Annotated in this window: 29 protein-coding genes and 1 pseudogene; 14 read left to right on the top strand and 16 right to left on the bottom strand. The window is 36.2% G+C overall.

Translation table 11 applies throughout. The annotated features are described in order from the left end of the window. The first annotated feature begins 16 nt into the window (after positions 1-16). Genes I5776_RS01635 through I5776_RS01615 form a run of 5 tightly spaced genes read left to right on the top strand, consistent with a single transcriptional unit; the run spans position 17 to position 3,614 of the window. Positions 17-916 carry an ABC transporter ATP-binding protein gene (locus tag I5776_RS01635; protein WP_202778679.1) on the top strand — a complete coding sequence of 300 codons (900 nt, stop codon included), beginning with the start codon at positions 17-19 and terminating at the stop codon, positions 914-916. Beyond that, the gene (locus tag I5776_RS01630; RefSeq protein ID WP_202778678.1) at positions 917-1,651 is read left to right on the top strand and encodes an ABC transporter permease; all 735 of its coding nucleotides are present in this window, start codon (positions 917-919) and stop codon (positions 1,649-1,651) included. Between the two features lie 39 nt (positions 1,652-1,690). Then, on the top strand, positions 1,691-2,800 hold the full coding sequence (locus I5776_RS01625) for a sensor histidine kinase (protein WP_246483873.1): 1,110 nt from the start codon (positions 1,691-1,693) through the stop codon (positions 2,798-2,800). Then, entirely contained in the window at positions 2,797-3,399 is a 603-nt protein-coding gene (locus I5776_RS01620; protein ID WP_202778676.1) for a response regulator transcription factor, read from the top strand. The genes I5776_RS01625 and I5776_RS01620 overlap by 4 nt, the downstream gene beginning before the upstream one ends. 20 nt (positions 3,400-3,419) lie before the next feature. Beyond that, positions 3,420-3,614 (top strand): hypothetical protein, encoded by a 195-nt coding sequence (locus I5776_RS01615; RefSeq protein WP_202778675.1) that lies wholly within the window; start codon positions 3,420-3,422, stop codon positions 3,612-3,614. A gap of 136 nt (positions 3,615-3,750) precedes the next feature. On the opposite strand, the gene I5776_RS01610 is transcribed toward I5776_RS01615, so the two are convergent. Continuing rightward, on the bottom strand, positions 3,751-4,503 hold the full coding sequence (locus I5776_RS01610; RefSeq protein ID WP_202778674.1) for an effector binding domain-containing protein: 753 nt from the start codon (positions 4,501-4,503) through the stop codon (positions 3,751-3,753). A 133-nt stretch (positions 4,504-4,636) separates the two neighbouring features. On the opposite strand from I5776_RS01610, the gene I5776_RS01605 reads away from it, so the two are divergent. Continuing rightward, the gene (locus I5776_RS01605; protein WP_202778673.1) at positions 4,637-5,821 is read left to right on the top strand and encodes a hypothetical protein; all 1,185 of its coding nucleotides are present in this window, start codon (positions 4,637-4,639) and stop codon (positions 5,819-5,821) included. Positions 5,822-5,831: 10 nt separating this feature from the next. Here I5776_RS01605 and I5776_RS01600 read toward each other — a convergent pair whose 3' ends face one another. The 6 genes from I5776_RS01600 to I5776_RS01575 all read right to left on the bottom strand — a co-directional run bounded on the left by I5776_RS01600 (position 5,832) and on the right by I5776_RS01575 (position 11,188). Further along, positions 5,832-6,758, bottom strand: a complete 927-nt coding sequence (locus I5776_RS01600) for a helix-turn-helix transcriptional regulator (protein ID WP_202778672.1) — start codon at positions 6,756-6,758, stop codon at positions 5,832-5,834. Positions 6,759-6,853: 95 nt separating this feature from the next. Beyond that, positions 6,854-7,927 carry an ABC transporter substrate-binding protein gene (locus I5776_RS01595; RefSeq protein WP_202778671.1) on the bottom strand — a complete coding sequence of 358 codons (1,074 nt, stop codon included), beginning with the start codon at positions 7,925-7,927 and terminating at the stop codon, positions 6,854-6,856. Next, a complete protein-coding gene (locus I5776_RS01590; RefSeq protein ID WP_108072339.1) occupies positions 7,924-8,727 on the bottom strand; it encodes an ABC transporter permease in 804 nt (267 codons plus the stop codon). The genes I5776_RS01595 and I5776_RS01590 overlap by 4 nt, the downstream gene beginning before the upstream one ends. A gap of 10 nt (positions 8,728-8,737) precedes the next feature. Beyond that, positions 8,738-9,529 (bottom strand): ABC transporter permease, encoded by a 792-nt coding sequence (locus tag I5776_RS01585; protein WP_202778670.1) that lies wholly within the window; start codon positions 9,527-9,529, stop codon positions 8,738-8,740. After that, positions 9,519-10,625, bottom strand: a complete 1,107-nt coding sequence (locus I5776_RS01580; protein WP_202778669.1) for an ABC transporter ATP-binding protein — start codon at positions 10,623-10,625, stop codon at positions 9,519-9,521. Before I5776_RS01580 ends, I5776_RS01585 begins: the two co-directional genes overlap by 11 nt. A gap of 20 nt (positions 10,626-10,645) precedes the next feature. Then, the gene (locus tag I5776_RS01575) at positions 10,646-11,188 is read right to left on the bottom strand and encodes a helix-turn-helix domain-containing protein (protein WP_202778668.1); all 543 of its coding nucleotides are present in this window, start codon (positions 11,186-11,188) and stop codon (positions 10,646-10,648) included. Between the two features lie 250 nt (positions 11,189-11,438). On the opposite strand from I5776_RS01575, the gene I5776_RS01570 reads away from it, so the two are divergent. Together I5776_RS01570 and I5776_RS01565 are read left to right on the top strand one after the other, a co-directional pair. After that, positions 11,439-12,293 carry a transporter substrate-binding domain-containing protein gene (locus I5776_RS01570; protein ID WP_202778667.1) on the top strand — a complete coding sequence of 285 codons (855 nt, stop codon included), beginning with the start codon at positions 11,439-11,441 and terminating at the stop codon, positions 12,291-12,293. Between the two features lie 12 nt (positions 12,294-12,305). Continuing rightward, a complete protein-coding gene (locus I5776_RS01565; RefSeq protein ID WP_202778666.1) occupies positions 12,306-12,986 on the top strand; it encodes an amino acid ABC transporter permease in 681 nt (226 codons plus the stop codon). 55 nt (positions 12,987-13,041) lie between these two features. On the opposite strand, the gene I5776_RS01560 is transcribed toward I5776_RS01565, so the two are convergent. Further along, the gene (locus tag I5776_RS01560) at positions 13,042-13,749 is read right to left on the bottom strand and encodes a DNA alkylation repair protein (RefSeq protein ID WP_202778665.1); all 708 of its coding nucleotides are present in this window, start codon (positions 13,747-13,749) and stop codon (positions 13,042-13,044) included. A gap of 261 nt (positions 13,750-14,010) precedes the next feature. Here I5776_RS01560 and I5776_RS01555 point away from each other — a divergent pair, with 261 nt between their 5' ends. Further along, complete coding sequence (locus I5776_RS01555; RefSeq protein ID WP_202778664.1) at positions 14,011-14,976, top strand: LacI family DNA-binding transcriptional regulator; 966 nt, start codon at positions 14,011-14,013, stop codon at positions 14,974-14,976. A 26-nt stretch (positions 14,977-15,002) separates the two neighbouring features. On the opposite strand, the gene I5776_RS01550 is transcribed toward I5776_RS01555, so the two are convergent. Continuing rightward, on the bottom strand, positions 15,003-15,569 hold the full coding sequence (locus tag I5776_RS01550; RefSeq protein ID WP_202778663.1) for a P-loop NTPase family protein: 567 nt from the start codon (positions 15,567-15,569) through the stop codon (positions 15,003-15,005). A gap of 159 nt (positions 15,570-15,728) precedes the next feature. Between I5776_RS01550 and I5776_RS01545 the strand changes: the two genes are divergently transcribed. After that, positions 15,729-16,148 carry an acyl-CoA thioesterase gene (locus I5776_RS01545; protein WP_202778662.1) on the top strand — a complete coding sequence of 140 codons (420 nt, stop codon included), beginning with the start codon at positions 15,729-15,731 and terminating at the stop codon, positions 16,146-16,148. Positions 16,149-16,181: 33 nt separating this feature from the next. Here I5776_RS01545 and I5776_RS01540 read toward each other — a convergent pair whose 3' ends face one another. Then, positions 16,182-17,897 (bottom strand): methyl-accepting chemotaxis protein, encoded by a 1,716-nt coding sequence (locus tag I5776_RS01540; protein ID WP_202778661.1) that lies wholly within the window; start codon positions 17,895-17,897, stop codon positions 16,182-16,184. A gap of 178 nt (positions 17,898-18,075) precedes the next feature. Between I5776_RS01540 and I5776_RS01535 the strand changes: the two are divergent. Then, positions 18,076-18,216, top strand: a pseudogene (locus tag I5776_RS01535) (DUF2500 domain-containing protein); the annotation flags it as partial. Between the two features lie 92 nt (positions 18,217-18,308). On the opposite strand, the gene I5776_RS01530 reads toward I5776_RS01535, so the two are convergent. Beyond that, positions 18,309-19,298 carry a DUF3231 family protein gene (locus tag I5776_RS01530; protein WP_202778660.1) on the bottom strand — a complete coding sequence of 330 codons (990 nt, stop codon included), beginning with the start codon at positions 19,296-19,298 and terminating at the stop codon, positions 18,309-18,311. A gap of 462 nt (positions 19,299-19,760) precedes the next feature. Between I5776_RS01530 and I5776_RS01525 the strand changes: the two genes are divergently transcribed. Continuing rightward, positions 19,761-20,438, top strand: coding sequence for a FadR/GntR family transcriptional regulator (locus I5776_RS01525; protein WP_202778659.1), 678 nt, complete (start codon positions 19,761-19,763; stop codon positions 20,436-20,438). A 14-nt stretch (positions 20,439-20,452) separates the two neighbouring features. Continuing rightward, on the top strand, positions 20,453-21,673 hold the full coding sequence (locus I5776_RS01520; RefSeq protein WP_202778658.1) for a CynX/NimT family MFS transporter: 1,221 nt from the start codon (positions 20,453-20,455) through the stop codon (positions 21,671-21,673). A 54-nt stretch (positions 21,674-21,727) separates the two neighbouring features. Here I5776_RS01520 and I5776_RS01515 read toward each other — a convergent pair whose 3' ends face one another. The 4 genes from I5776_RS01515 to I5776_RS01500 all read right to left on the bottom strand — a co-directional run bounded on the left by I5776_RS01515 (position 21,728) and on the right by I5776_RS01500 (position 24,110). After that, positions 21,728-22,054 (bottom strand): AzlD domain-containing protein, encoded by a 327-nt coding sequence (locus tag I5776_RS01515; RefSeq protein ID WP_202778657.1) that lies wholly within the window; start codon positions 22,052-22,054, stop codon positions 21,728-21,730. After that, positions 22,045-22,779, bottom strand: a complete 735-nt coding sequence (locus tag I5776_RS01510) for an AzlC family ABC transporter permease (RefSeq protein ID WP_202778656.1) — start codon at positions 22,777-22,779, stop codon at positions 22,045-22,047. Before I5776_RS01510 ends, I5776_RS01515 begins: the two co-directional genes overlap by 10 nt. A 42-nt stretch (positions 22,780-22,821) precedes the next feature. Beyond that, a complete protein-coding gene (locus I5776_RS01505; protein WP_202778655.1) occupies positions 22,822-23,133 on the bottom strand; it encodes a hypothetical protein in 312 nt (103 codons plus the stop codon). Positions 23,134-23,294: 161 nt separating this feature from the next. Next, positions 23,295-24,110 (bottom strand): hypothetical protein, encoded by an 816-nt coding sequence (locus I5776_RS01500; protein ID WP_202778654.1) that lies wholly within the window; start codon positions 24,108-24,110, stop codon positions 23,295-23,297. 132 nt (positions 24,111-24,242) lie between these two features. Here I5776_RS01500 and pcp point away from each other — a divergent pair, with 132 nt between their 5' ends. After that, positions 24,243-24,890 carry a pyroglutamyl-peptidase I gene (gene pcp, locus I5776_RS01495; RefSeq protein ID WP_202778653.1) on the top strand — a complete coding sequence of 216 codons (648 nt, stop codon included), beginning with the start codon at positions 24,243-24,245 and terminating at the stop codon, positions 24,888-24,890. 243 nt (positions 24,891-25,133) lie between these two features. Here pcp and I5776_RS01490 read toward each other — a convergent pair whose 3' ends face one another. Next, a complete protein-coding gene (locus tag I5776_RS01490; RefSeq protein WP_202778652.1) occupies positions 25,134-25,289 on the bottom strand; it encodes a hypothetical protein in 156 nt (51 codons plus the stop codon). Positions 25,290-25,301 lie beyond the last annotated feature (12 nt).

Raw genomic sequence — 25,301 nt, 5'->3', positions numbered from 1 at the left:
GGAGGTGTCACGAATAATGAATGAAATTGTGAGCGCTAAAAATGTGTCAAAATCTTTTCATCATAAACACGCGGTTAAGGATGTTTCTTTTTCAATAAATAGGGGTGAGGTTGTAGCGATTCTTGGACCAAATGGTGCAGGAAAAACAACGACCATCTCAATGATGCTAGGATTATTAAAACCGACAACTGGTGAAGTCCGGTTATTCGGTCAGCATCCGAATGAAATAAAGGTCCGTGAACAGCTCGGGATTATGCTACAAGAGGTAAGTGTGATGAATGGTTTAAAAGTGCGTGAATTACTGGGATTAATCCGTCAATACTATCCCAATCCGTTGTCTATGGAGGAGTTAATTTCCTATACTGGCTTAACCGACAACGATTTAAAAACCCTTGCTGAAAAACTATCAGGTGGGCAAAAACGAAGGCTAAGCTTTGCGTTAGCTCTAGCTGGGAATCCTGAGTTAGTTATATTAGATGAACCGACGGTAGGTATGGATATTACTTCCCGCAATCGGTTTTGGAAAACGATTCAACTATTAGCCGATAGTGGGAAAACGATTATTTTTACTACCCATTATCTTCAAGAAGCAGATGATGTCGCGCAAAGAATCATTTTATTTAACAAAGGAAGCATTATCGCAGATGGGACACCATCAGAAATAAAGGCAAGTTTAACTAAGCAATTTGTCTCGTTTCAGACAAACTCCGGTTCTTTTACTAAACTTTATGAGCATTCAATCATTACAAATATCTTTGAAAAAGATGACAGAGTCTTCCTACAAACAGAGGATACTGATACAGTATTGGCTCTACTTTTTAAAGAAAAAATCGATGCCTATAATATTCAGGTTGAACGTGGAAAATTGGAAGAAGCTTTTGAACAGCTTACAACTGAGCATAAGGAGGTTATTTAAATGGAGTTAATAGGGTTACAATGTAAAGCTGAAATCTTACGTGTATTACGAAATCCTTATTTTGTGTTTTGGTCCCTTCTCATGCCGATCGTTTTCTATTTTATTTTTACAAAAGTCGTTAATACAGGTGGCGATCAAAGTGCGTGGCAGGCACATTATTTAATGTCGATGACCACATTTAGTGTCATGGGTTCCTCCATCATGACTCTCGGTATTCGCATCGTTCAAGAAAGAGCCCACGGCTGGTCAACTTTTATGAGACTGACTCCGCTGCCCGATTCAATCTACTTTATAGGGCAAATGACCGGTCAAACGGTTATTCATATTCTTTCAATTATCGTTATCTTCGTAGCTGGTGCACTTATTAACGGGATATCCTTAACTATCTCTGAATGGTTGCTGAGTGGACTTTGGATATTAATAGGCTCCATCCCATTTCTTGCGCTAGGTACAATTATTGGTGCTATGCGAAAAGTAGAAACCGCCGCAGGTGTAAGCAATGTCCTTTATATGATCTTAGCAATTTCAGGGGGAATGTGGATGCCTCTAGAAGTCATGCCAAAAATCATGCAATCCATCGGAAAATGGCTTCCATCCTACAATTTTGGGAATGGCGCATGGGAAATCGTTCAAGGAAATTTACCCGATTGGAAAAATATTATTATTTTACTCTGTTATTTAATTATTTTCATGCTACTATCGAAATATATAAGACGAAAACAAGAAGCGGTGTGATGATGAGTGGTCGGCTTTCTTAAGAATAGGAAATTTCACGTGTTCCCTAAACGGTATGGATTTTTCCCCTATATATTTTTAGTATATTTAGCTCTTCCCGTTCCCTATTTAGTCAGTTCGTCAGGTATAAAGAAAATCGTTGGTTTTGTATTATTAAGTCTCTTTCTAATTACCTACCGCCAATTATATGCCACCTCTGAAAAAGTGGTTGTCTTTACCTATTGGCTTGTTATACAAATGGGAATCGTTTTTTGCTTTAGCTTATTCTATGATCCAAATTTATTGTTTATGGGCTTCTTTCCCGCTAATTTTATCGGTTGGTTTTGTGATAAGAGGAAGTTCAATACCATGTTAATTTGCTTTGCATTGTTTGAACTAGTCCCAGCCTTTTATCATGGCCTCTTTGTTTCTAGTAGCTCACTATACTTTTTACCATTTTTAGCCATCATGATCTTAACACCTTTTGGGATTCGTTCAATGAATCAACGGATGGAACTTGAAAAGCAACTAGACCTGGCCAATGAAACAATTAAGGAGTTAGTAAAAAGAGAGGAACGGACACGGATTGCTCGCGATTTACATGATACCCTTGGTCATACACTTTCTCTCATTACATTAAAAAGCCAGCTCGTTGAAAGATTAACCAAAATCGACCCGGAAAGAGCACAGATCGAGGCGAAGGAAATTGAAAGAACATCAAGATCCGCATTAAAGCAAGTTCGTGAACTTGTTTCGAATATGCGAGCCATTACTATTGCAGAGGAACTCATCCATGTTCAAGAAATTTTAGAAGCAGCAGGAGTTGCTTATCATCACCAAGGGATAAATGATGTGTCTGATATTCCTCCCCTATCGCAAAATATTCTCAGCATGTGCTTACGTGAAGCGGTGACTAATGTTGTAAAACATAGTAAAGCAAAAAACTGTTCTATTACAATTTTAACTTCTACTGAAAGCCTACATCTCGTCGTAAAAGATGATGGTATTGGCTTGAAAAATAAAGGGTCAGACGGGAATGGTTTAAAAGGGATGGAAGAACGACTCACACTTATTGATGGCGTACTCACACTCTCCACTCAAAAAGGCACACATTTAGAAATGAAAATACCTATCATTCAAAAATTAAAGAAAGAAGGTGCCGCCATATGATACGTATTTTTATTGCAGAGGATCAACGGATGCTGCTTGGGGCACTGGGATCATTACTAAATCTTGAGGAAGGCATGGAAGTTGTTGGTCAAGCGACAAATGGGGAAGAAGCACTTGCTTCGATACTCAAGCTCGATCCCGATGTTTGTCTGATGGATATTGAAATGCCGGTAAAAAGTGGATTAGATGTCGCAGCAGCTCTCAAAAAGTTAAATATCACTTCCAAAATTATCATTCTTACAACCTTTGCACGACCTGGATATTTTGAACGTGCAGTGAAAATTGGGGTGGACGGATACTTATTAAAAGACGGTTCGATCGAAGATTTATCTGATGCAATACACAAAGTTATGTCCGGCAAACGTGTGTTTAGTCAAGAATTAATGTTTGATATTATTAGGGAAGAAAATCCTTTGACCTCCCGTGAACAAGAAATTTTAAGACTAGTCGCTTCAGGTAAAACAACGAAAGAAATAACTGGAACATTATTTCTATCATCAGGGACAGTAAGAAACTATGTTTCTGAGATTATACAAAAACTAGATGCAAAAAATCGCATGGAAGCGATAAGCATCGCACAAAATAAAGGTTGGATATAAAGAAGAATTTTCAAACAAGGTTGCATACACTAAATAAAACAATGTATATGGGGGTGACCATTATTATTTGGTTAACCATAACAATCGTTGGTGTTGTATCCCTTGCTTGGATTTTAGATTATAGAGACGAAAAAATTAAAAGTAAAAAAATAAATAAGGTCGATCAAAATCGTGGCTATTCAATGGAAGATAGTCATCGGTACACAGGTGAATGAAACTAACGACTTTCCAACACTTTTGGTTAGTCGTTAGTTTTTTTTAAGCACTTGCTACCATCTTTTTGATGCTCAAATGCCCGTATCCGCCACTTCTAGAATCTCCTCGTACTCGATTAACTATCCACTTAAAAATTCAACGTTGAATAGCAATGTATATGTCAACTTGTGAAAAATCTGGGTCCGAACAACGCTCATCATAAATTTCAAAGTCGCCACTATACATACGCCTCACCCCTGTCGTTTCAAACCATTTCCAAATATCCAACCATGCCATCGGTACGATATCTGTAATTTTTCCTACCTTAGTAGTAAACACAGCATAATGAGAAGCTGGGACTGTTTTCGTTACTAGCCCATCAGGAATTTCCTCCACATGTTCGACCATTATTCCAATCGAAAAATCATAATCCCCTGTAACATCGCTCTCGTAGTCTGAGTATAGTGCAATCGTTTCATTTGAATTTAATTGATTTGGAATTTTCCCGGCAACGCCTTGGCCATAATATTTGCTCCAAGCCATTGGAATTTTTCCATTTGGCTTTGCCTCATTTGCATTATTTGTTCGCGTACATATTCCAACAAAAGTAAATCCGTCTAATGTTTTGAATATAGGTTGCACCAGTTCTTTTTCATCTCTCCAGCGTTTTAAAAATGGCATCGTTTTTTGGAGAATAGATAGCGCTTCTTCTTTTTCCATACCGTTCTCTACCATGTATGGAACACAAATTCCTATCATTTCATCCATGGTTAAATTCGGTTGTTTAAACGCACCTCCTTCATAACAATAAATACAATAATCAACTCCCTTTTGACCATTGCTTTCAGTCCCAAAAAGAGAATCCTCAGTAATTGGCATTCCACAGCTTTGACAAAAAACTTGATTCATTTTCCTTACCTCCTTTTTTCCTTATTATAAAAGAGCGAATATGACATCTATCTGTCATGTTTGATTTTTTATTTTACGATTTTAAAGGAATTTTTTATTTTTAAAGTGAATAGTAACTTTTAGGGGGGATTATATGCGCGATGTAAAAGTGAGAGATATGATGAAAAATATTAGTTTAGAGTATTACTGGCCAAATTTTAAATGCGTTGCCTATTGTCTATATAACAGTGAAATAGTCCATCTTTATAATCATCCGAACTATCCGTCTGATACTATTTTTCCATGGAACGACCAATTTACAGCTGACACGTTAATAGTTTATGAGGATTATCCTACTGCAATTGTTAACATTGAACGCTATAAAGATAGTGAAACGATCTATTCGCTAATCATTCATGAATTGTTTCATGGTTATCAATACTTATATAGCGAGTCAAGATTTCCAAACGAATTGCTCGGAGTACAGTATCCTTTACTTTTAGAAAATATTAAATTGAGAAATAAGGAAAGAAAATTACTTTATCAAGCTTTTAACGAACAGAAAAAAGGTGTGAAATTGCAACTACTGAATGAATTTATCTTTACGAGAGAAAAAAGAGGAGAACTAATGGGTGAGTATGCTCAATACGAATTTCACATTGAAAGTGTAGAAGGTCCTGCATGGTATATTGAATCAAAGGCATTACAGAAAGCTAGCAATCTTCCATTTGATGAAATATTGAAAACGTATAGTTCAACATTTTTGGATGAATATAGATCAAATTTGCAAATTCGTGTAAGCTGTTACGGATCGGGTATGTTCCTTTGCCTTTTACTTGATCAGCTTACTGATAGCTGGAAAGAGGCCTTTACCCGCTCGAAGAAGACTTTGTATGAAATTTTTAAGGAACATATCGACATTCTACCTTCCCATCCAATAAAAATTTCACCTGATGATGAAGCAATGAGTATTTTTAATTATGTCAAAGGTGAAAAGGAAAAAGTCTTTGAGTCCTTTATCAATAATAAAGGATTCCATCTGTTAATAGAAGGAAATATGACCGTTACCTCTTTTGACCCAATGAATATCGTATCCTTAAACAATCATTTACTGCATCAAAATTTTATTAAGTTAATAATATCTGGGAAAGATTATTATTTTACACAACCCGTCCTAGCGAGGTTCACAGAAAAGATTCAAACGATTAATCAACTCCATCTCATTTTTGAAAAGAAGCCTACAATCTTTAGCAATCATATTGAAATTGATGGAATTGGAAAAATTGAAGGGATTTATGATGAAAGTAATCAAGTATTAAAGGTTCCGGAAAAAGGATAATCCATTACGATTATTCTTTTTCCGTGTATAGGTCCACCATATTCTGAAGCATATTCTTTAATTTCTGCCTTACATGTTCCGGTTTAATCACTTCGATTCGATCGATAAAACTAAATAGAAATCGGTACATGCCCTCGTCCTCAGGCATTTCAACCGTTACAACAGGTTGATTATTGTCACTAGTGATTATATTTTCTACACCAAACATTTCTTCCATTAGCGCAAGATCACTAGATTTGAATGAAAGGGTTAATGCTGTAGTTCGTTTCGGATGATACCATTCTTTATCCCACGGAGAATCTTCAATTTGCACTTCTTTTCTTACAAATTCCTTTTTAAGGATTGAGACATCCTTCATTCTAGCAATCTTAAACAATCGAAACTGCTCCTTTTGCTGGCAGAATGCGTATAAATACCAGGATTGCCCCTTTAGTACAATCGTATGCGGTTCAACTTCACGATTTGATTCCTTACCTAAACTGTTTGAATAAAAGAACTGCACACAAAAATGAGATTCAATTGCCTTTTTAAGCATCGTGACCTTTTCCTTTAGAACGGAGTTTCCTCCCCAAGGACTAAAATCGATAAATATCGATTCAAGCGTTTGCTGTTCATTTGATAGCCCTTTTAATTTTTCTAATACAGCTGATGCATGTGCATCTTGATAGGATGTGGATAGACTCTTTAAGGCAAGTTTAATTGCCCCTAACTCATCACGAGTCAGGACATTCTTATCCATTCGATAGCCCTCAATCAAACCGATTCCGCCATTTTGACCCTGATACGTTATAATCGGAATACCCGCTTGGTTTAATGAATCAATATCACGATAAATTGTCCTTACTGAAACATCAAACATGTCCGCAAGCTCCTGCGCCTGTACTCTTCTTTGATTGATTAAGATCATCGTAATTGCCAACAAACGATCCAACTTCATAGGATATTTCCTTTCTCAATTTATTAGTAGTCTATTCACTATATCGTAAAAGAAAAACCGACTTTCAGCACGTGCTAAAAATCGGTTTTTCTAAATTATTTCCGATGCATCTTAAATTCTAAGAACAGCTCATTGTAATGTGCAAGCATTCTTTTCCCAAGATTTTCATAGACTTCAAGACCTTCTGCCTTATCTAAATCCGGATAGAACCGCTTATCACCTGATACTTCTTTATCTAAGTAATTTAACGCTTTTTCATTTGGTGTGGAGTAGCCAACATAATCAGCATTGGCTGCTGCATTTTTTGGATCAAGCATGAAGTTAATAAACTTATGCGCCCCATCGATATTCTTTGCCGTTTTCGGAATGACCATATTATCAAACCATAGGTTAGATCCTTCCTTTGGAACAACATAGTCTAACTTTTCATTTTCATCAATAATTTCTGATGCATCACCAGACCAAACAACCCCGACGGCTGCTTCTTCATTGGCAAGAAGCATTTTAATTTCATCACCAACAATCGCTTTTACATTTGGTGTGAGTTTATCAAGCTTTCTTTTTGCTTCTTGAAGATGTGCTTCATTTGTATCATTTAGTGAGTAATGAAGACTATTTAGTCCCATTCCCATTACCTCCCGAGCACCATCGGCAAGTAAAATGGAATTTCGCAAATCCTTATCCCATAAATCATTCCAACTCGTAATCTTTTTCCCGTTTAGTAACGAAGGATTGTAAACAATTCCAACAGTTCCCCAAAAGTAAGGAATCGAATATTTATTTTTTTCATCAAAAGGTAAATCTAGAAAACGAGGATTAATATATTTTAAATTTGGCAATTTGGAATGATTAATAGGAAGAAGCAGCTTTTCTTCCTTCATTTTTTCAATCGCATACTCAGACGGTACAGCCACATCAAATGTCGTTCCACCCTGTTCAATTTTTGTCATCATCGCTTCATTTGAATCAAATGTTTGATAGATAACCTTAATTCCCGTTTCTTTCTCAAACTTTTTAATTAGTTTCGGTTCGATATAATCTCCCCAGTTATAGACAGTTAACGTATTCCCACCGGATAATCCTTGAGACGAATTCAGCCGATTAATGAAAAAGAGAATCGCAAATGACACGATAAAAATCGTTACAAACACACGGACTAACTGTTTCATTTTCTTACCCCCATTCCGTTCGGACGGTTATTACGTTGATTAATAAAGTAATAACCGATGACAAGAATGATCGTAAACAAGAAAATAAGTGTCGACAAAGCATTAATAGATAAGGAAATCCCTTGTCTTGCACGCGAATAAATTTCAACAGATAAAGTCGAGAAGCCATTACCAGTTACGAAAAAGGTCACCGCAAAATCATCTAAAGAATATGTCAATGCCATAAAGAATCCGGCAAAAATTCCTGGCGTGATAAATGGAAGAACAACCTTTGTAAGGACATTCCAACGACTAGCCCCCAAATCACGTGCCGCATCAAGAAGAGTAGGACTCATTTCTTGTAACTTCGGAATCACCATTAATACAACAATCGGTACACTAAAGGCGATATGTGAGAGTAGAACCGAAATGAAACCAAGTTTAATCCCAATAATCGTAAATAATATTAAAAATGAAGCACCGATAATGACATCTGGACTAACAATCAATACATTATTTAATGTCAATAATGTATTTTTCGTCCGTCTTCTTTTTACAAAGTAAATGGCAAGGGCGCCAATGACACCAAGAATGGTTGAAAGTGCCGCCGATAAAAGGGCAATAACAACTGTGTTTAATACAATAATTAATAGACGGGTATCATGAAAAACTTCCTTGTACCACTCAAGTGTAAAGCCTTCAAAGTCATGCATCGCTCCCCCACTATTAAAGGAATAAAACATTAAATAGAAGATTGGGGCATAAAGAATGATAAAAATAATGACTAAATAAATATTAAAAATCTTTCCCTTTCGTTTCATTCGTATCCCCTCACTTTCTATTACCTGTTACGATCATGAATAATGCCATCGCAATGATTAAAAAGACAGCTATCGTTGAACCCATTCCCCAATCTTGGGTAACAAGAAAATGTTGTTCAATTGCTGTACCAAGCGTGATAACACGATTTCCGGCAATTAAGCGGGTAATCATGAATAACGATAATGCTGGAATAAAGACAACTTGGCATCCAGATTTTACTCCATCAATCGTTAATGGGAAAATCACTCGTTTAAAGGTCGTCCATGCAGACGCACCTAAATCTCTTGAAGCGTCAATAAGTGTTGGATTCAACTCTTCCAACGAATTGAATATCGGCATAATCATAAACGGAATAAAAATATATACTGCTACAAATAAGAAACTAAAGTCAGTGAACAAAATTTGTTTTGTCCCAATCCCAATCCATTCTAAAAATGAATTAGCTGCTCCATATGTTCCGAATATCCCGATAAAAGCATAGGCTTTCAGCAATAAATTGATCCATGTTGGTAAAATAATTAATAATAGCCATAGGTGTTTATGCTTTGTTTTTGTTAATAAATAGGCTGTTGGGTAGGCGATTATGAGTGAAATCGCGGTAATTAAAAATGCATACCAAAACGAGCTGAGTGTCATCTTTAAATAAACTGGGGTAAAAAAGTTCTTGTAATTCTCAAAAGAGAAATCCCCATCGATATTAAAGAAAGAATAGTAAAGGATAAGTAGAATAGGTGCGACGACAAAGAGAATGATCCATAGTACATAAGGAATAAGATATATATTGCGCGATCTAGTTTGCATGGCCGTCCTCACTATATGCCTCTAAACGTTTATCAAATTCTTCTTCCGTCTCGCCAAATCTCATAACATGAATCGCTTCCGGATCAAAATATAAACCTATCTCATCACCTACAACCGCTTTTTTCGTTGAATGTACCAGCCACTCATTTCCAGCCTCATCATAACAGCATATCTCATAGTGAACTCCACGGAATAATTGAGAATCCACACGAACTTTCAGCTTGCCCTGGTCTTTCTTCGTAATTTCTAAATCCTCAGGACGAATGACAATTTCAACCGATTCATTAGGATTAAATCCGCGGTCGACACATTCAAATTGCTTTCCTACAAACTCTACCTCAAAGTCTTGAATCATTTTACCAGGAACAATATTGGACTCCCCGATAAAATCCGCCACAAACCGATTAATTGGCTCATCATAAATATCCGTTGGTGTCCCACTCTGCTGAATTTTCCCTTTATTTAAAACAAAAATTTCATCTGACATCGCTAGGGCTTCTTCTTGGTCATGCGTAACAAAGATAAAGGTAATTCCAAGTCGTCGCTGTAACTCACGAAGCTCATATTGCATTTCGGTACGAAGCTTTAAATCGAGTGCCGATAGTGGTTCATCAAGAAGAATCACTTCCGGTTCATTGACAATTGCACGAGCGATTGCCACCCGTTGCCGTTGACCACCCGACATCTCTTTTATTTCACGCGTTTCATAGCCTTCTAAATTGACAAACTTTAATGCCTCTTTCACTTTTTGTTGAATTTGAGCATTTTTCATTTTCTTGATTCGCAGTCCAAATGCGACATTTTCAAATACGTTTAAATGAGGAAAGAGAGCATAATCTTGGAAAACTGTATTTACTTGTCGTTCATTTGCTGGAACATGATTGATTATTTTCCCATTGAAGTAAATTTCCCCTTGACTCGCCTCAGTAAAACCAGCAATAAGGCGTAATATTGTCGTCTTTCCGCATCCTGATGGACCAAGTAATGTATAAAACTTTCCTCTTTCAATTTCAAAATTAACACTATCTAAGACAGCAGGGTCATCATCGTATTGTTTTGTTACACCTTCAAAACGAATGATTGTATTATCTGTCATAGTGGCTCCCCCCTTTGAATTTATAAGTATGATTCTGTTGCAACGAGAAGTAGTTGTGATGTACCGGGATAATCATTCGTAATTTGATGTCTTTCAGCAGCGTGATAGTAGATGACTTCCCCCGCTCTGGCTGAATAAACTCGTCTCCCTAAACGAATGCTGATTTTTCCAGTTAAAACATAGGCAAACGTCTCTGATAAAGATGGTTCAAATTCCTTAAACTCACCCTTCTCTTCAAGGATCAAAATGATGGGCTCCATTTCCTTTTCATTTGATTCTGGTACGAGCCATTGAATTTGATATCCACGTTCTTCATCAACATATTCCGTTTGATCTTCATCACCATAAACAACCTTCTGTTCTAGTTCTTGCTCATCAAAAAAATCCTTCGGTGCACATCCTAGAACTTCTAAAATATCAAAAAACGTTTCTATGGAAGGAGAACTTAAATCCCGTTCAATTTGCGAAATATATCCTTTACTCAAATCTGTTCTCTCGCCAAGTTCTTCCTGTGTTAGCCCCTTTTTCAAGCGTAAATTTTTGATTTTTTTTCCGATTTGCATCGTATAACCTCAAGTCTGTTTACTATTAGTAAACTACCAATAAATAAAGTTTATTAATACTAAACTTTAAGTTTACTTCCTAGACCATTATACATAATTGTTATAAAAATTCAATTGAAATATAAAAATATCTTGAAGTACTTGTCATATTTATCGAAAATTCCGCCTAATTTTTTCTATGTAAAATTCCTTTGCATAATCCCCACTTCAATGCTATGTTTTTACTGAAGTTAAATATGGAGGTTACATAATGCGCAAATCACATCATTTTAAGCAATTAATTATGGTTTTATTAGTACTAGCTTTAGCTTTTGTAACGGCCGCATGCGGGAATTCAGACAGTACTAAAGAAAAGAAAGAAACCGCGTGGGATAAAATACAGAAAGAAGGAAAAATAACTGTTGCCACTGCCGGAACACTTTATCCTGCTTCTTTCCATGAATCTAAAACGGATAAATTAACGGGCTTTGAGGTTGAAGTCGTTCGTGAAATGGCAAAAAGAATGAACCTTAAAGTGGACTTTGTCGAAATGGCCTTTGACGGAATGCTTACTTCCATTAATAGTGGAAAAGTCGATGTCGCTGCAAATGATATCGCAATTACTGATGAACGAAAAGAGAAATTTTCTTTTTCAACACCGTATAAGTTTTCATTTGCAACAGCTATTGTGAGAAAAGACGATTTATCTGGAATAAAAACAGTTGAAGATATTAAAGGGAAAAAAGCTGCTGGTGAAGCAACTACTACTTATATGAAAATCGCTCGTAAATACGGTGCGAAGGAAGTCACTTATGATAATGCTACAAACGAACAATATTTACGTGATGTTTCTTCGGGACGTACAGATATTATTATTAACGATTATTATTTACAAAAACTTGCACTTGCTGCATTTCCGAAATTAAATATTACCATTCATCCTGATCTAAAATTCAATACACGTGATGAAGGTGTTGGGATGATCATGAAAAAAGATAATACGGAATTAAATAAACATATTAATAAAACGATTCATGAAATGCTTGATGACGGAACTATTACGAAAATTTCCAAACAATTTTTCGATGGCGATGATGTAACGAAAAAACCGGATCTTAAATACTAAGGGGAGAGAAACATGGGAACTATTCAATGGGAATATATCTTTAATACAAAATTGGCCATTGAATCCTTTCCATATGTCATTAAAGGGATTGGCTATACTCTACATATTTCTTTAGTCAGTATGTTCTTCGGGTTAGTATTGGGATTTTTTCTTGCACTTGGTCGAATGTCAAAGAATTATATTTTTCAGCTTCCTGCGCGTACTTATATCTCTTTTATGCGTGGTGTCCCAATTATTGTTCTCTTGTTTATTCTATATTTCGGCTTTCCGATGATTGGAATTACTTTTTCTGCAGTAACGGCTGCGATCCTCGGCTTTAGCCTAAATAGTGCTGCGTATATGGCAGAAATCAATCGTTCAGCGATTGCCTCTGTCGATAAGGGCCAATGGGAAGCGTCTGCATCCCTTGGACTTTCCTATTGGCAGACGATGCGAAAGATTATTCTTCCACAGGCTGTCAAAATCGCCATACCTCCACTATCAAATGTATTACTGGATTTAGTCAAAGGTACTTCGCTAGCTGCGATGATCACTGTCCCTGAGCTTCTTCAAAAAGCAAAAATTGTTGGAGGAAGGGAATTAGATTATATGACAATGTATATTTTAGTCGCTCTCATCTATTGGGGAATCTGTTCAATCATAGCAGTAATGCAAAATCACCTTGAAAAAAGATATGAAATGCAAAGCAGTTAAAAAAGATGGCATTAGTGAAGCCATCTTTTTTTTTCGGTTTGTGGCTCATACTTGCCTAGCATATACAAGTCTTTTTCTTAGAACCAATTTTCCCTCGTGCTTCTACCTTTTTTATATACTCTGTTGCTAATGGAACCTTGCAGGCGGTTTCTCCGATATTTACTTGAACTTTCCCAATGTTTTCTCCAACTTCATAAGCCTCTTTGTGTAACACTTTTACAAACGTTCCAACCGCAATCACAAAATTGTTCATTGTATATCGAACTCGATTCTTTTCTTGGTGAATCGTTGTCTTGATTCTATTTAATAATTGGCGGACTTCTTCGATATCAAGATTCTCATCAGGTGTAATAGAAAGATAATTTGTATAAGTACTCCATCCACAAGTAGCGATCGTTTCATTCTCAGATTCAATCCATTCCCTAGCTAAATCAATGGCATAATTACTTTCCGCCGCCACTCCCGCCACCGAGTATTCAGCTAATCCGTAACAATATGCTTGTTTCACCCATTTCTGCAGCAATTCTTTCGATACCAATTTAGGATTTACCGTAATTCCTGCTAAATACATCGCATCATAATTTCCAGTTTCGTATAATGAAAGAGCCAATTCCTGATCCTTTTTCACGTGTTTAACAAGTTTCTTCAAATCTCCAACTTTCACACCAAAAAGCGGTTCCATTGCCCCATGGCGAATAAACGTTTTCTTTGTTTGCTCCGTCCCCAATTCTTTTAACTTTTCCATGATTTCTTGTAAGTTCATAATGTCACCTCCCAACAGTTATTTTTTAAAAATTATAACCTATCCTTCTTATTTATATCAAAAAACTCATAAAAATCCATCACTTCTACCTTTTTGTTTTTCAAGGCTATATTTGCTATGATTAATTCCAAAATGCACAGTGCTATTAATAGAATAATCCTTCGAACATTACACAATCACTCCTTTTCTTCATTGAGAAAAAGGTAATTTATGAAACGCGTTTCAAGTCAAGTATGATTTTTTATTGAAAGGAATTTTTACATGGCAAATATTCGTGAAATTGCAAAGCTTGCCGGTGTATCCGTTACAACTGTTTCAAGAGTACTCAACCACCACCCATATGTGAGTGAAGAAAAAAGGAATTCCGTGCGAAAAGCAATGGCAGCATTAAATTATAAAAGGAATATAAACGCTGTCCATTTATCAAAAGGGGCCTCTAATATGATTGGTGTTGTTCTTCCTACCATCAATCATCCTTATTTCAGTAGTATCGTAGATGGAATTGCCGAGGAAGCGATGAAGGATAATCAGCAGCTTATTTTATTTCAAACAAATTATGAAACAACGAAAGAATTAGACGCTCTCGAAATGCTAAGAGGAAATTTAATTGATGGGCTCGTATTTTGTTCACGTGCAATATCTCTTAAAGTAATAAAAGAATACAAGGAATATGGACCTATCATTCTTTGTGAAGATTCTGATCAAACCATATTTCCATCAATTAGTATTCCACATGAAAGAGCCTTTCAATACGGGCTGCAATATTTAATTTCAAAAGGCCATACTCGAATTGCCTATTGTCTTGGTAGAAAAGAAGGTCCAAATAGTTTTAAAAGAATAAGAGCGTATGAAAATATGATGAAAAACCTAAATCAAAAAGTACGAAATGAATGGCTTTTTGATCACTGTCTAACAATTGAAGATGGAAGTGAGGTCTTGATGAAATATATCCATTTAAAAGATAAACCGACTGCGTTTCTCGTGGGAAATGACCAAGTTGCCGCTGGGTTAAAATTAACTGCAATAAATTATCGCCTAAGCATTCCAAAAGACTTCGCTATTTTAAGCTTTGATAACCAGCCTATTTCTGAATTGATGGGGATTTCAACAATCGAAATCCGGACAAAAGAAATCGGACGGTTGGCCGTTCAATCAATCAAAGAGTACGAGAATGCAACTAATAGACTTACGTTGCCTTTTACATTAATTGAACGTAATTCTGTTTAACGAACAAAATTTTTACTACTTCCACATTATTCGATAAATTTCTCAGGAAATATTTCTTTTTTCGACGAATATTTCAATGTTGACTCTTGTAAGTAATTCTTTATTGCCCGTTTATTTTTTAACATGACAACTTTTCTTTCTGCCCCTGAAGATTGGAAGGCCATAAAGCGTTCCACCATTTTATTCTTTCGAGGGTAGTAAGTAGTAATAATAAATTTTATAAACTGCCAATCTATTTTTTCTTTACAACCCTTCCCCATGTCAGGACGGGTTCTTCCAATATTCTTGAAGAATCTCTTTAACACCCGAAACAAACAAACAGTAAGAGGAAGCTCCAAGTAAATAATCGTGTCCGCATGGGCTGCGCGAATGTCGTATGTACTTGTGTAGTTCCCTTCAATAATCCATTTTTCTTTTTTCGACATTTCCTTTTGAGCACCACGAAACTCGTCTGCTGGCGCTTCAACCCATCCAGGCTTCCAGTAATATGCATCCAAATGATAAACATCCATTTGTAAAATATCGCCTAGCTTTCTGGCAAAAGTAGATTTCCCAACTCCGGCTGAAACCCCCATAATCATTATGCGTTTCATTAACACACCCCCATTTATCATAATATTCATTTTATTAGAGACAAATATGTTACCAAAATCCCTCTCAAGGAGCAAGCAGTTGTGCAGTCTTTTTTTCAAAAGCATCAAAAAAATATATACTATATTAGAATGAAATTTACTTTTAAAGGAGTTTTCAATATGTATGTTTCAACGGTTGAAATCCAACTGTCCTACGCAGACACAGATATGATGGGAGTCATCTACCATGGAAATTATGTAAAATGGATTGAGCTTGGCAGAACAAAACTTATTGAAGATGTTGGTTATAATTATCTCAACATGGAAAGTTCAGGTTATTATGCCCCCGTTTACAATCTTGAAATAACGTATAAAAAATCAATCAAGTACGGAGATAAAGTCATTGTAAAAACGTGGGTGGAAGAAAACAAAAACTTGAGGACTATCTATGGTTTTACGATTGTAAATGGAAAGGATGAAATATGTGCGGAAGGAACAACAACACATATTGTTGTGAGAAAAGAAGATTTTAAGCCTGTTCAATTTAAAAAGGTTTTTCCTGAATGGTTTCAAACATATGAAGAGATTAAGAAAAAATAAAGCAAACTGAAGTAATCAGCTTGCTTTCGGATATTATTTAACAATAAATTTATTCACTAACTCTTTTAATTCTTCTGCTGTAGAAGCAAGGGATTTTGCAGAAGCATTTATTTCCTCCATTGATGCAAGCTGCTGTTCAGTAGATGCAGCAACTTCTTCGGAGCTTGCTGCGTTTTCTTGTGAATGTGTTGAGACTTCTTTAGCGGAAGAAGAAACTTCTTCTACACTTGCTGATATTTGTTGTACAGTGGCAGTAATCTCCTCAATTTGTGGTGCAATATTTTTCGTTTGGTCAATAATTGTTTTAAACTTTTTGGATGTTTCAACTGAAACTAAAACACCTTGCTCAGCATTATTTGTTACTTCATTCATCATTTCCAGTGAATTTTTAATATCCAACTGAATACTATTAATTATTTTGGCGATGGAGTGAGTCGAAGTTTGAGACTGCTCAGCCAGTTTTCTTACCTCATCTGCTACTACCGCAAATCCTTTTCCATGTTCGCCGGCCCGTGCCGCTTCAATTGCTGCATTAAGCGCAAGAAGATTTGTTTGATCAGAGATACCACTTATTACATCAAGAATCTTACCTATTTCATATGAACGGTTTGAAAGTGTTTGGATAACTTCATTTAAGTTATTTACTGATTCATGAATAAATTTCATCTGTGATAAAGTACCTTCTACAGATTTACCTCCTTCTTCCGCCTCAATCGAAGTCTCTCTTGATAGTTCGGAGACATTCGTCGTGCTATCAGCAATACGTGTAACTCCATGTAAAATTTCATTTAGCGAATTGGAGTTTTCCTCTATCTTCACAGAAGATTGTTCCGCACTACTTGCAATTTCCTGAATAGCCGTTGCGACATGTTCAGTAGCTACTGTTGTTTGATCTGCACTGGCAGTTAGTTCCTCAGATGCCGCAGCCACTTGTTGTGATGTATCTCTCACTGTCTTAATTATCCCTTGCAGACCGCTAATCATATTGTTGAAAGAAGTTGTTAATATTCCGATTTCATCTTTGGATTGGTACGTTCCTTTTACTGTAAAATCACCGTTCTCGGCTTTGGACAATAGCTTAACCATATGATTGGTAGGCTTAACAATCATTTTCGTAATTAAAAGACCAATTACTGTTGAAATAACCATTGCAATGAGACCGATTAGAATGATAAGCATGTTTGCTTTTAGAATTTCTTGCTTATTATTTTTATTTAACTCCGCAGCGACTTTTTCATTTAACTTTTGTAAATCGGATAATGCTGAAGTCACTAAAAGTCCTTTCGGCAGTACCTCCGCAGTATACAGTTGATATGCCTCTGAATTTATATTTTTTTGAGCTAATGTAATTACTTTTTCACGCACTTCCCTTAATTCTAACTTGCTTTTTTGAAGCACTTCGATTTTTTCTTGTTCTGCATTTGATAATTTTGCAGAAAGAAGCTTTTTCATTAAATTATCCGTTTCCTTTTGTAACATTCCTATATCTTCTTGCTTTTCCTCTTTACGAATTGAATTTTGTGTAAGCATCAACTCTAAAATGTCTTCATCAATTGCACGATTATTTTCAATTACTTTCCCTAACCATTGATTTGGAATAAACCGATGGGTAAACATCTTCTCCGTTTCATTCGCAATATTTTTCATAAAGAAAAGGCTAATTACCCCTATAATCAATAAAGCTAGTAATTCAACAATAATTAATATAGCCAATTTCTTTGATATTTTTAAATTTCTTAGTAAACCCACACAACATTCTCCTTATGTTAAAAATTAATACTATTTTCCATCTTTTTGAGTTTTCAACTCTTTTATTAATACATTTTATTTATCGACAAAAAACTTTCATTTTTTATAGACTTTCGACATTTTTCAACAACTTTTACAGTTGGTAAACAATCTAACCTTGAAACCAATTTAAGCCCATTTCGAATTTGAAAGTGGGGACCGTTCCGAATTTCATATATCTGGAAAAGAATTCGGTCAGCTCGCAGAAGGTGACTCGGGTATGTTAAATTTTCAAGGAACCCGATATCTTAGGTTTGAACGTGCATTAAATACTTACTAAATGATCGATACAATATTCACAAAAAAAAGAATGCATTGGACAATCTATCATGTCATTGCATTCTTGTTTATATTAATAAATTTTATTTTCTTTTAACGTTCTAAACTGGTTGCTGGCGGCTTTTCCAACCATCCATTTTTCACCATAAGCTTATTTCCTTCATTTGCATAATCCGCAACATCCTTTGCAGCCAATAAAGCTTTCATCTGTAAATCGCTTCGAAGACTGAAGGCAAATCCGAATGCATTTCCCCCGAGACTAAGATTGCAAAGCAGGCTATTACAATATAGCATCAATTTATCCGAAAAAGGGCTTATCTTCGAACTAGTTACGTTTCCCACTGTTGAAATAGTAGGTGTAATATCATCTTCTAAGAGAATTCCACCAAAATTCTTAAGAATTTTCTTAGAAATTTCCATCCCTTTATGAAAGTACTGTTTTACCTCTTTTTCTTCAGCTACCTGTGTAAAAGCAAACATTAACGTCATTCCCATATTATTCGTTTCCATTCCGTGAAATAACGATGATAGCTCAACCGTGTTTATATGCCTCGTATTACTTAATATATTTAATCCGCTTAAATATTTCATATCATTTATATTTACATTTGTTTTAGGCATCGGTACGAAAGGAGGACGAGTAAGAATTCCCTTTTCTAACAAGTACTGTGTACAATCATTATAACACCCTTGAGTGATGGCAGTTAAATCCTTATAAAGATTAATAATATCCTCACGATAGGACTTTCCCATATTAAGTGTATATAGCCCCATACTAACTTCTTTAATCATCCGAAGAAACATAATATCCAAACCATTTTCAAATAATCTTGGTGCCTCAACATTTACGTCTTGTGAAGTAAACCCTACTGGCAATGCAGAGCCTGCTTTTTCAAAAATATGTTTAATTCTTTCAACATTTTTATCTAAATCCTTATATAAATCAACCATAATCTTCTCCGATTTATGATCATCTGCCTTTGGAATTAAATATTCTAATAAACGGAGAATAAATGTTTTTTCCTGATAAGTTAGCCATAATGTACCTACTTCGCTCGAAGAAATGGTAGGTTGATTCGGCATATTCGCTCACCTCAATTTTCAAATTCCTCTTACTAGATTTTCCAAATTCCTTTTTATTATTCTCCTTGATAAAAAACCAAAAACCAGAGGAAACATTTATCTGTATGACATACACACATATATTCAATGAAAAATACAAACAATAGAAGCGGTGATATCACCAAACTAACTTTTATATGGAGGGAAAACCTATGAGTAATCTTGAAACAATCTTACAATTACTTTTATATAATTTAAGAAGACTTGTACAACAGATTCTTCATAGATTTAATGGGTTAATGAACATTCCTATTCATTCGTAAAAATTCATTTAAAAGTTAGCTAAAAGGAGCGCACAGTTGAATGTGCACTCCTTTTTAATTATTTCCTGTTTAAAGATAGATCTAAATCATTTACTTACCACAGAAAATATGTTAAATTACCCAATGAACCAATCATCCTACAAATTTGAGGTGTGCATTCATGGATATATCCAAAACAAACCGTTTATCATTAGTAGAACAAATCGTTTCCCAAATGGAATCTTTAATTGAGTCGAATTCCTGGCCGGTTGGAAGCCGCATTCCACCTGAATTAGAACTAATGAAACAGTTTGATGTTAGTAGAAATACATTAAGAGAGGCTATTCGAGCTCTCGTACATGCTGGACTTCTTCAGACGAAACAAGGGAGCGGTACATTTGTTTGTTCTTCAAGTATCCTTGGGGCTGCACTCGAAAAAAGAATACAAAAAGCCAATCTCTTAGAAACATTAGAAGTTAGACATGCACTCGAAAGGGAAGCCGCACAATTAGCAGCAATGCGACGGAATAAAGAAGACATTGATCAATTGCAAGAAAAATTGAAAGCATGCCAAATTGCCGCAGAACAAAGGGACAGCAAGTCATATGTAGAGGCTGACTTTGAGTTACATAAATCGATTGTAGAAGCATCTCATAACAGTATATTAATTGATTTATATGAACATATGACACTTTCTCTTCAAACATCAATTCAAAACTTGGCAGAAATTACAACACATTCTGATTTTCATATAGGAATCCATCAAAAACTTATTGAGGCCATTTTAGAACAAAAATCTAATCAGGCTGCTGATACAGTTAATGAGTACATCGCTCAATTTAAAGATACTTTATTATAAATTGGAGGTTCATCATGGGTTTACAACAAGTATCCGTTCATCAAGATCATCAGCAAACAAAAATTAGTGCAAAATCAAAAACATTGTTACTAGTAATCGGTATCATTTTCATTGGTGCAAACCTTCGAGCACCTATAACAGCTGTTGGACCATTAATTTCATCGATTCGTGAAAGTTTAGGAATCTCTAACATACTAGCAGGTACTTTGACAACTGTTCCGTTACTTGCATTTGCCCTGCTTTCCCCGTTTGCACCAAAGTTATCTCGTAAATACGGCATGGAAAGTACGCTTTTCACTTCATTAATTTTGTTGACGGCTGGAATTTTTTTAAGAACTATTCCGGGTGTCAGCTCATTATTTGCGGGTACCGTTCTAGTCGGCTTAGGCATTGCTATTTGTAATGTATTATTACCAAGTGTAATCAAGCATAAATTCCCTCAAAATCTTGGTGTCATGACCGGCATTTATGCAGTATCAATGAATCTTTGCGGCGCAATCGCTTCGGGAGTAAGTATCCCTATGTCTATAAAAATTGGATGGCATGGAGCTCTTGGTTATTGGGGATTTTTCGCACTCATTTCTATTCTTTTTTGGATACCACAAATTCGTTCCAGACAAAAACAAGATAAAGCGGAATCAAAAAAACAACAATCTATTAACTTGTGGAAATCTAGGCTTGCATGGCAAGTAACCCTTTTTATGGGACTTCAATCACTTATTTTCTACACTGTAGTCGCTTGGTTACCCGAGATACTTGTACAGCAAGGGGTTAGTTCTAGTTCAGCAGGATGGATGCTTTCATTAATGCAATTCTCCGTCATTCCATTTACTTTTATCGTCCCAATTTTAGCTGGACGAATGAAGAACCAGCTTGTATTAGTGGCAATTACAGGGGTTCTATTCATCGCTGGCATGTTCGGTATTCTTTACGGCAGTATAACCCTCATTCCATTATGGGTAATAATGATTGGTATTGCAGGAGGATTTGCATTTAGTTTGGCCATGATGTTCTTTAGTCTGCGTACAAGAAGTACACATGAAGCTGCGGAATTATCCGGAATGGCCCAATCATTTGGTTACCTTCTTGCGGCGGCTGGACCAACATTGTTCGGAATTCTACATGACACATTCCATAGCTGGACAATGCCTTTATGGATGTTAATTATCGTATCCTTCCTAATTCTTGTAACCGGTATAAGTGCTGGAAAGAAAGGGTATGTTTCAACAAATTAATTTAAAAAACGGCAATAAAGCAAGAGAAACTGCTTTATTGCCGCTTAAAGTTAATTAAAAAATAAAACGTAATAACATCATACATATAATCCCTGTCAAAACGGTACCTAATAAACTCCTCGTAAAAATAGCCACTAAAAAAACCGGCAACGCTACGACTAAATTAAGACTATTTTCATAAAGTGCTAGTTTGTCATTTGAAAATAAAAGTGATTGAGCCAACAATGCGGCCATTACAGCCACCGGGACATGCTTTAACCAACTAATCGCCCAATCCGGCAGCTGGATACGACTCAAAACCATTAAGGGAAGAACCCTTGGAATAAAGGTGACTAGTGCCGACCCAAAAATGATTAATAAAATAGTATATCTTATTTCCATTTTTCTATCACCATCCCAATCGTTGCTCCTAAAATTGTCGCAACAATTATTCCGACACTTCCTGAGAAGACAAAACTTATCCCTACTACGATACCCACGGCGCTAAGAATTACCATGATATCTACAAAGTATTTTTTTTGACTTACTATCTGAAGTACAAGTAAACCGATAAACATAGCCGGCAAGGCAAAATCTAAACCAAATCTCTCCGGATTAGGTATCCAATTACCGAAGAACCCGCCTGCAATATTAGCAAGTATCCAATTTAAATAGGCTGTTATATTTAAGCCTACCATCCATTTATAACTGCCAAACTCTTTATTTGAGAGGTGATTGATGGCTACACCAAATGTTTCATCAGTTAACAAGCTACCTACAAACATATTTTTCCACGGGGATAAATGCCGAAAATATGGCGATAAGGCGGCACTAAGTAAAAAATGACGAAGATTTACAAAGAAAATAGTAAAAATAATCGCTGAAACCGGACTGCTCATCGCAATCATGCCCGCTGCAATAAATTGGGCTGATCCCGCATAAACAAAAATACTGAGAAGCGCAATCTCAATAATACTTAATCCCGCTGTTTTTTCTACAACACCTGCCGCAAACCCAATGCTTAAATATCCAAGCAATGTCGGAACACAGTCTTTTACACCCTTCCAAAAGCTTTCTTCCGTGTTGGAATATGTATTCGACTTTAACTTAAGTATTTCTTGATTCACTTCTCCTCCCCCTCTTGATGATTGTTTTTACTACTTAATATATCAGAGGTCCTCTTTTCGGAAAAGTGAAATTTTTCTACCCTTTCTCTTTTTTAAAATAGTAACACAAGTAGCGATGTGTAGGATCAGAAGGAAAAATACGATGGCTGCTGCGATATAATATTCTAAATTAGGACGAGAATTATAAATAATAAAGATAAAACTAGATACACAAATTAATATTGCTAAAAAAATTTCAAACAATATTGCTGTGAATGTAAACCACATATACGGAATGATAATTTCTTTATGAGTAATATGTTGTAAAGTAAGACCTTCCCAACAAAGATCGGCTAATTTCATTACCTTTTTCAAACGCTTCTCACTCCTAAGAACATATTTAAGAAACAGTATGTCCACTAAAGAGATTTTAGAAGCAAAAACACAAGGAATACTTAGAAATTCCTTGTGTTTTTTCATTGAAAAGGTGTCTTTAATCCTACGTTCCGCGTAAGAAAATTCCTTTTCTATTCATTTTATTGAAAAGAAGTAGCAATTTCGAGTGCAACCATTGGATCTTTTACTTGATCGATCGTATATGTGATGGTTTCCTTCTGCCACATAATTCTATTATCTGATTGATCAACATCTATATGAACCATGCCATGTGGTTTTGGAATTGGTAATGTATGTGATTCTAAGTAATTTACCGCATTTTCAGCCAGTTTCCTCCCTTTGTCTCCTTCCGTAGTTTTTGCACGGGAAACAAGTGCCCAACGCCCTTCATTCCAACTCGTCCATTGCGACCCTGCCCCAGCATCTTGGTATCCTTTTACTCCATGGCCAAGTTCGACTGTACTAGCGCCTGACTTACTATAATCTTGAAATCCAATTTGTTCATTGGCTTCTTTCAAGCTATTATATTTTTTTACTTGTAATCGCATGATTGCTTTTGCAGATTGATCTTTTCCAAGCGTATTATGATTTATTGGAATCGGTTGAACACTTTCATAAAAAACAATTTCATAGTGATTAGCATCCGATTTAGTTGTTGCGGTTAAATGCTTTCCTTCAGATAAAGGAAGTTTATTGGGAAGTACTTTAGATATGTTTGTTTTCAACTGGGTTTTGATTGCATCCATTACTTCAGCTTGTGACAAAGTCTGATCGGGGTTTTTCGATTCATTATTAGACTCACCCGTATGTTCGTTATTTCTATTGTGATTCGTTTGGTCTTGGGCAGGAGCTTGGGATTTCTCCTTATCATTACCCTTTATATCCTCGCTCTTTGGTGCACAGGCACTTAGCAAAAGAACGGCAATAACAGGTGCAAATATTACGTTTAGCTTCATGGCTACCTTCCTTTCTCTTTTATATATGTTTCCCTTACGAGTAGGCATTGAAACTTACCTCTTTTTTATTGTATGTTTCTACTTAGTCATATTCGCTCCTATATTTTATACTAATTGTAGGAGGGATAATTGATGAGAAAAAAAGTTTTAATCACGGGCTTTGATCCATTCGGACAAGATCAAATCAACCCTGCATTGGAGGCAATTAAACAATTTAAAGATAGAATCATAGAAAATGTCGAAGTTGTTACATTAGAAGTTCCTACTGTATTTCATGAATCAATCAAAGTAGTGATAAAAGCGATCGAACTACACCAGCCTTATGCAGTCATTTGTGTAGGACAAGCGGGGGGTCGAACACAAATAACCCCTGAACGGGTCGCAATTAATATTGATGATGCTCGCATCCCAGATAATCATCAAAAACAGCCTGTCGACGAAGCAATTGTTGAAAATGGCCCTGTCGCCTACTGGTCAACCTTACCGATTAAAAGAATTGTTCATGATATGAAAAAAGCCGGCATACCATCAGCTGTTTCAAATTCCGCCGGAACTTTTGTTTGTAATCACCTATTTTATGGTGTTATGAATTATATTGAAAAAAATACCCCACATATTCGTGGAGGCTTTATCCATATTCCATTCATTCCAGAGCAAATAACCAATAATAACGCGCCAAGTTTAAGTCTAGATGTCATCGTACGAGGACTTGAAATAGCAATTATCACTTCTGCATATGAGGAAAAGGACATTCGAGAGGTCGGGGGCACTATACATTAAAGAACGGACAGGGAGTTTCGGATCTTATGGAGGTGTTTGCAGAACGGTTCTTACCTTTGAGGGACCGTTTCAGTGGAATCCGAGCTGCCATCGGGACGCTTTTCTCTTTTCCGGCACCATTGTTGCGGGATTCGCGTTACTATCGGACCGTTTCTCCCTTTTCCGGTTCCACTTTTGCGGGGGCGGCTCTGCTATCGGACCGCTTCTCCTTTTTCCGGTTCCATTTCGGCGGGGGCGGCTCTGCTATCGGACTGCTTCTTCCTTTTCCGGTTCCATTTTTGCGGGGGCGGCTTTGCTATCGGACCGCTTTCCTCTTTTACGGGACCATTTCAGCGGGGGCGGCTCTTTCATCGGACCGCCTCCCGCTTTTCCTGTTCCATTGCTGCGGGTTCGCAGCATCTATCGGACCGC

This window comes from Heyndrickxia vini (genome assembly GCF_016772275.1).
GTDB lineage: Bacteria > Bacillota > Bacilli > Bacillales > Bacillaceae_C > Heyndrickxia > Heyndrickxia vini.
Note: the sequence above shows the minus strand (reverse complement) of the source record. Positions and strands in the feature narration are given on the sequence as shown.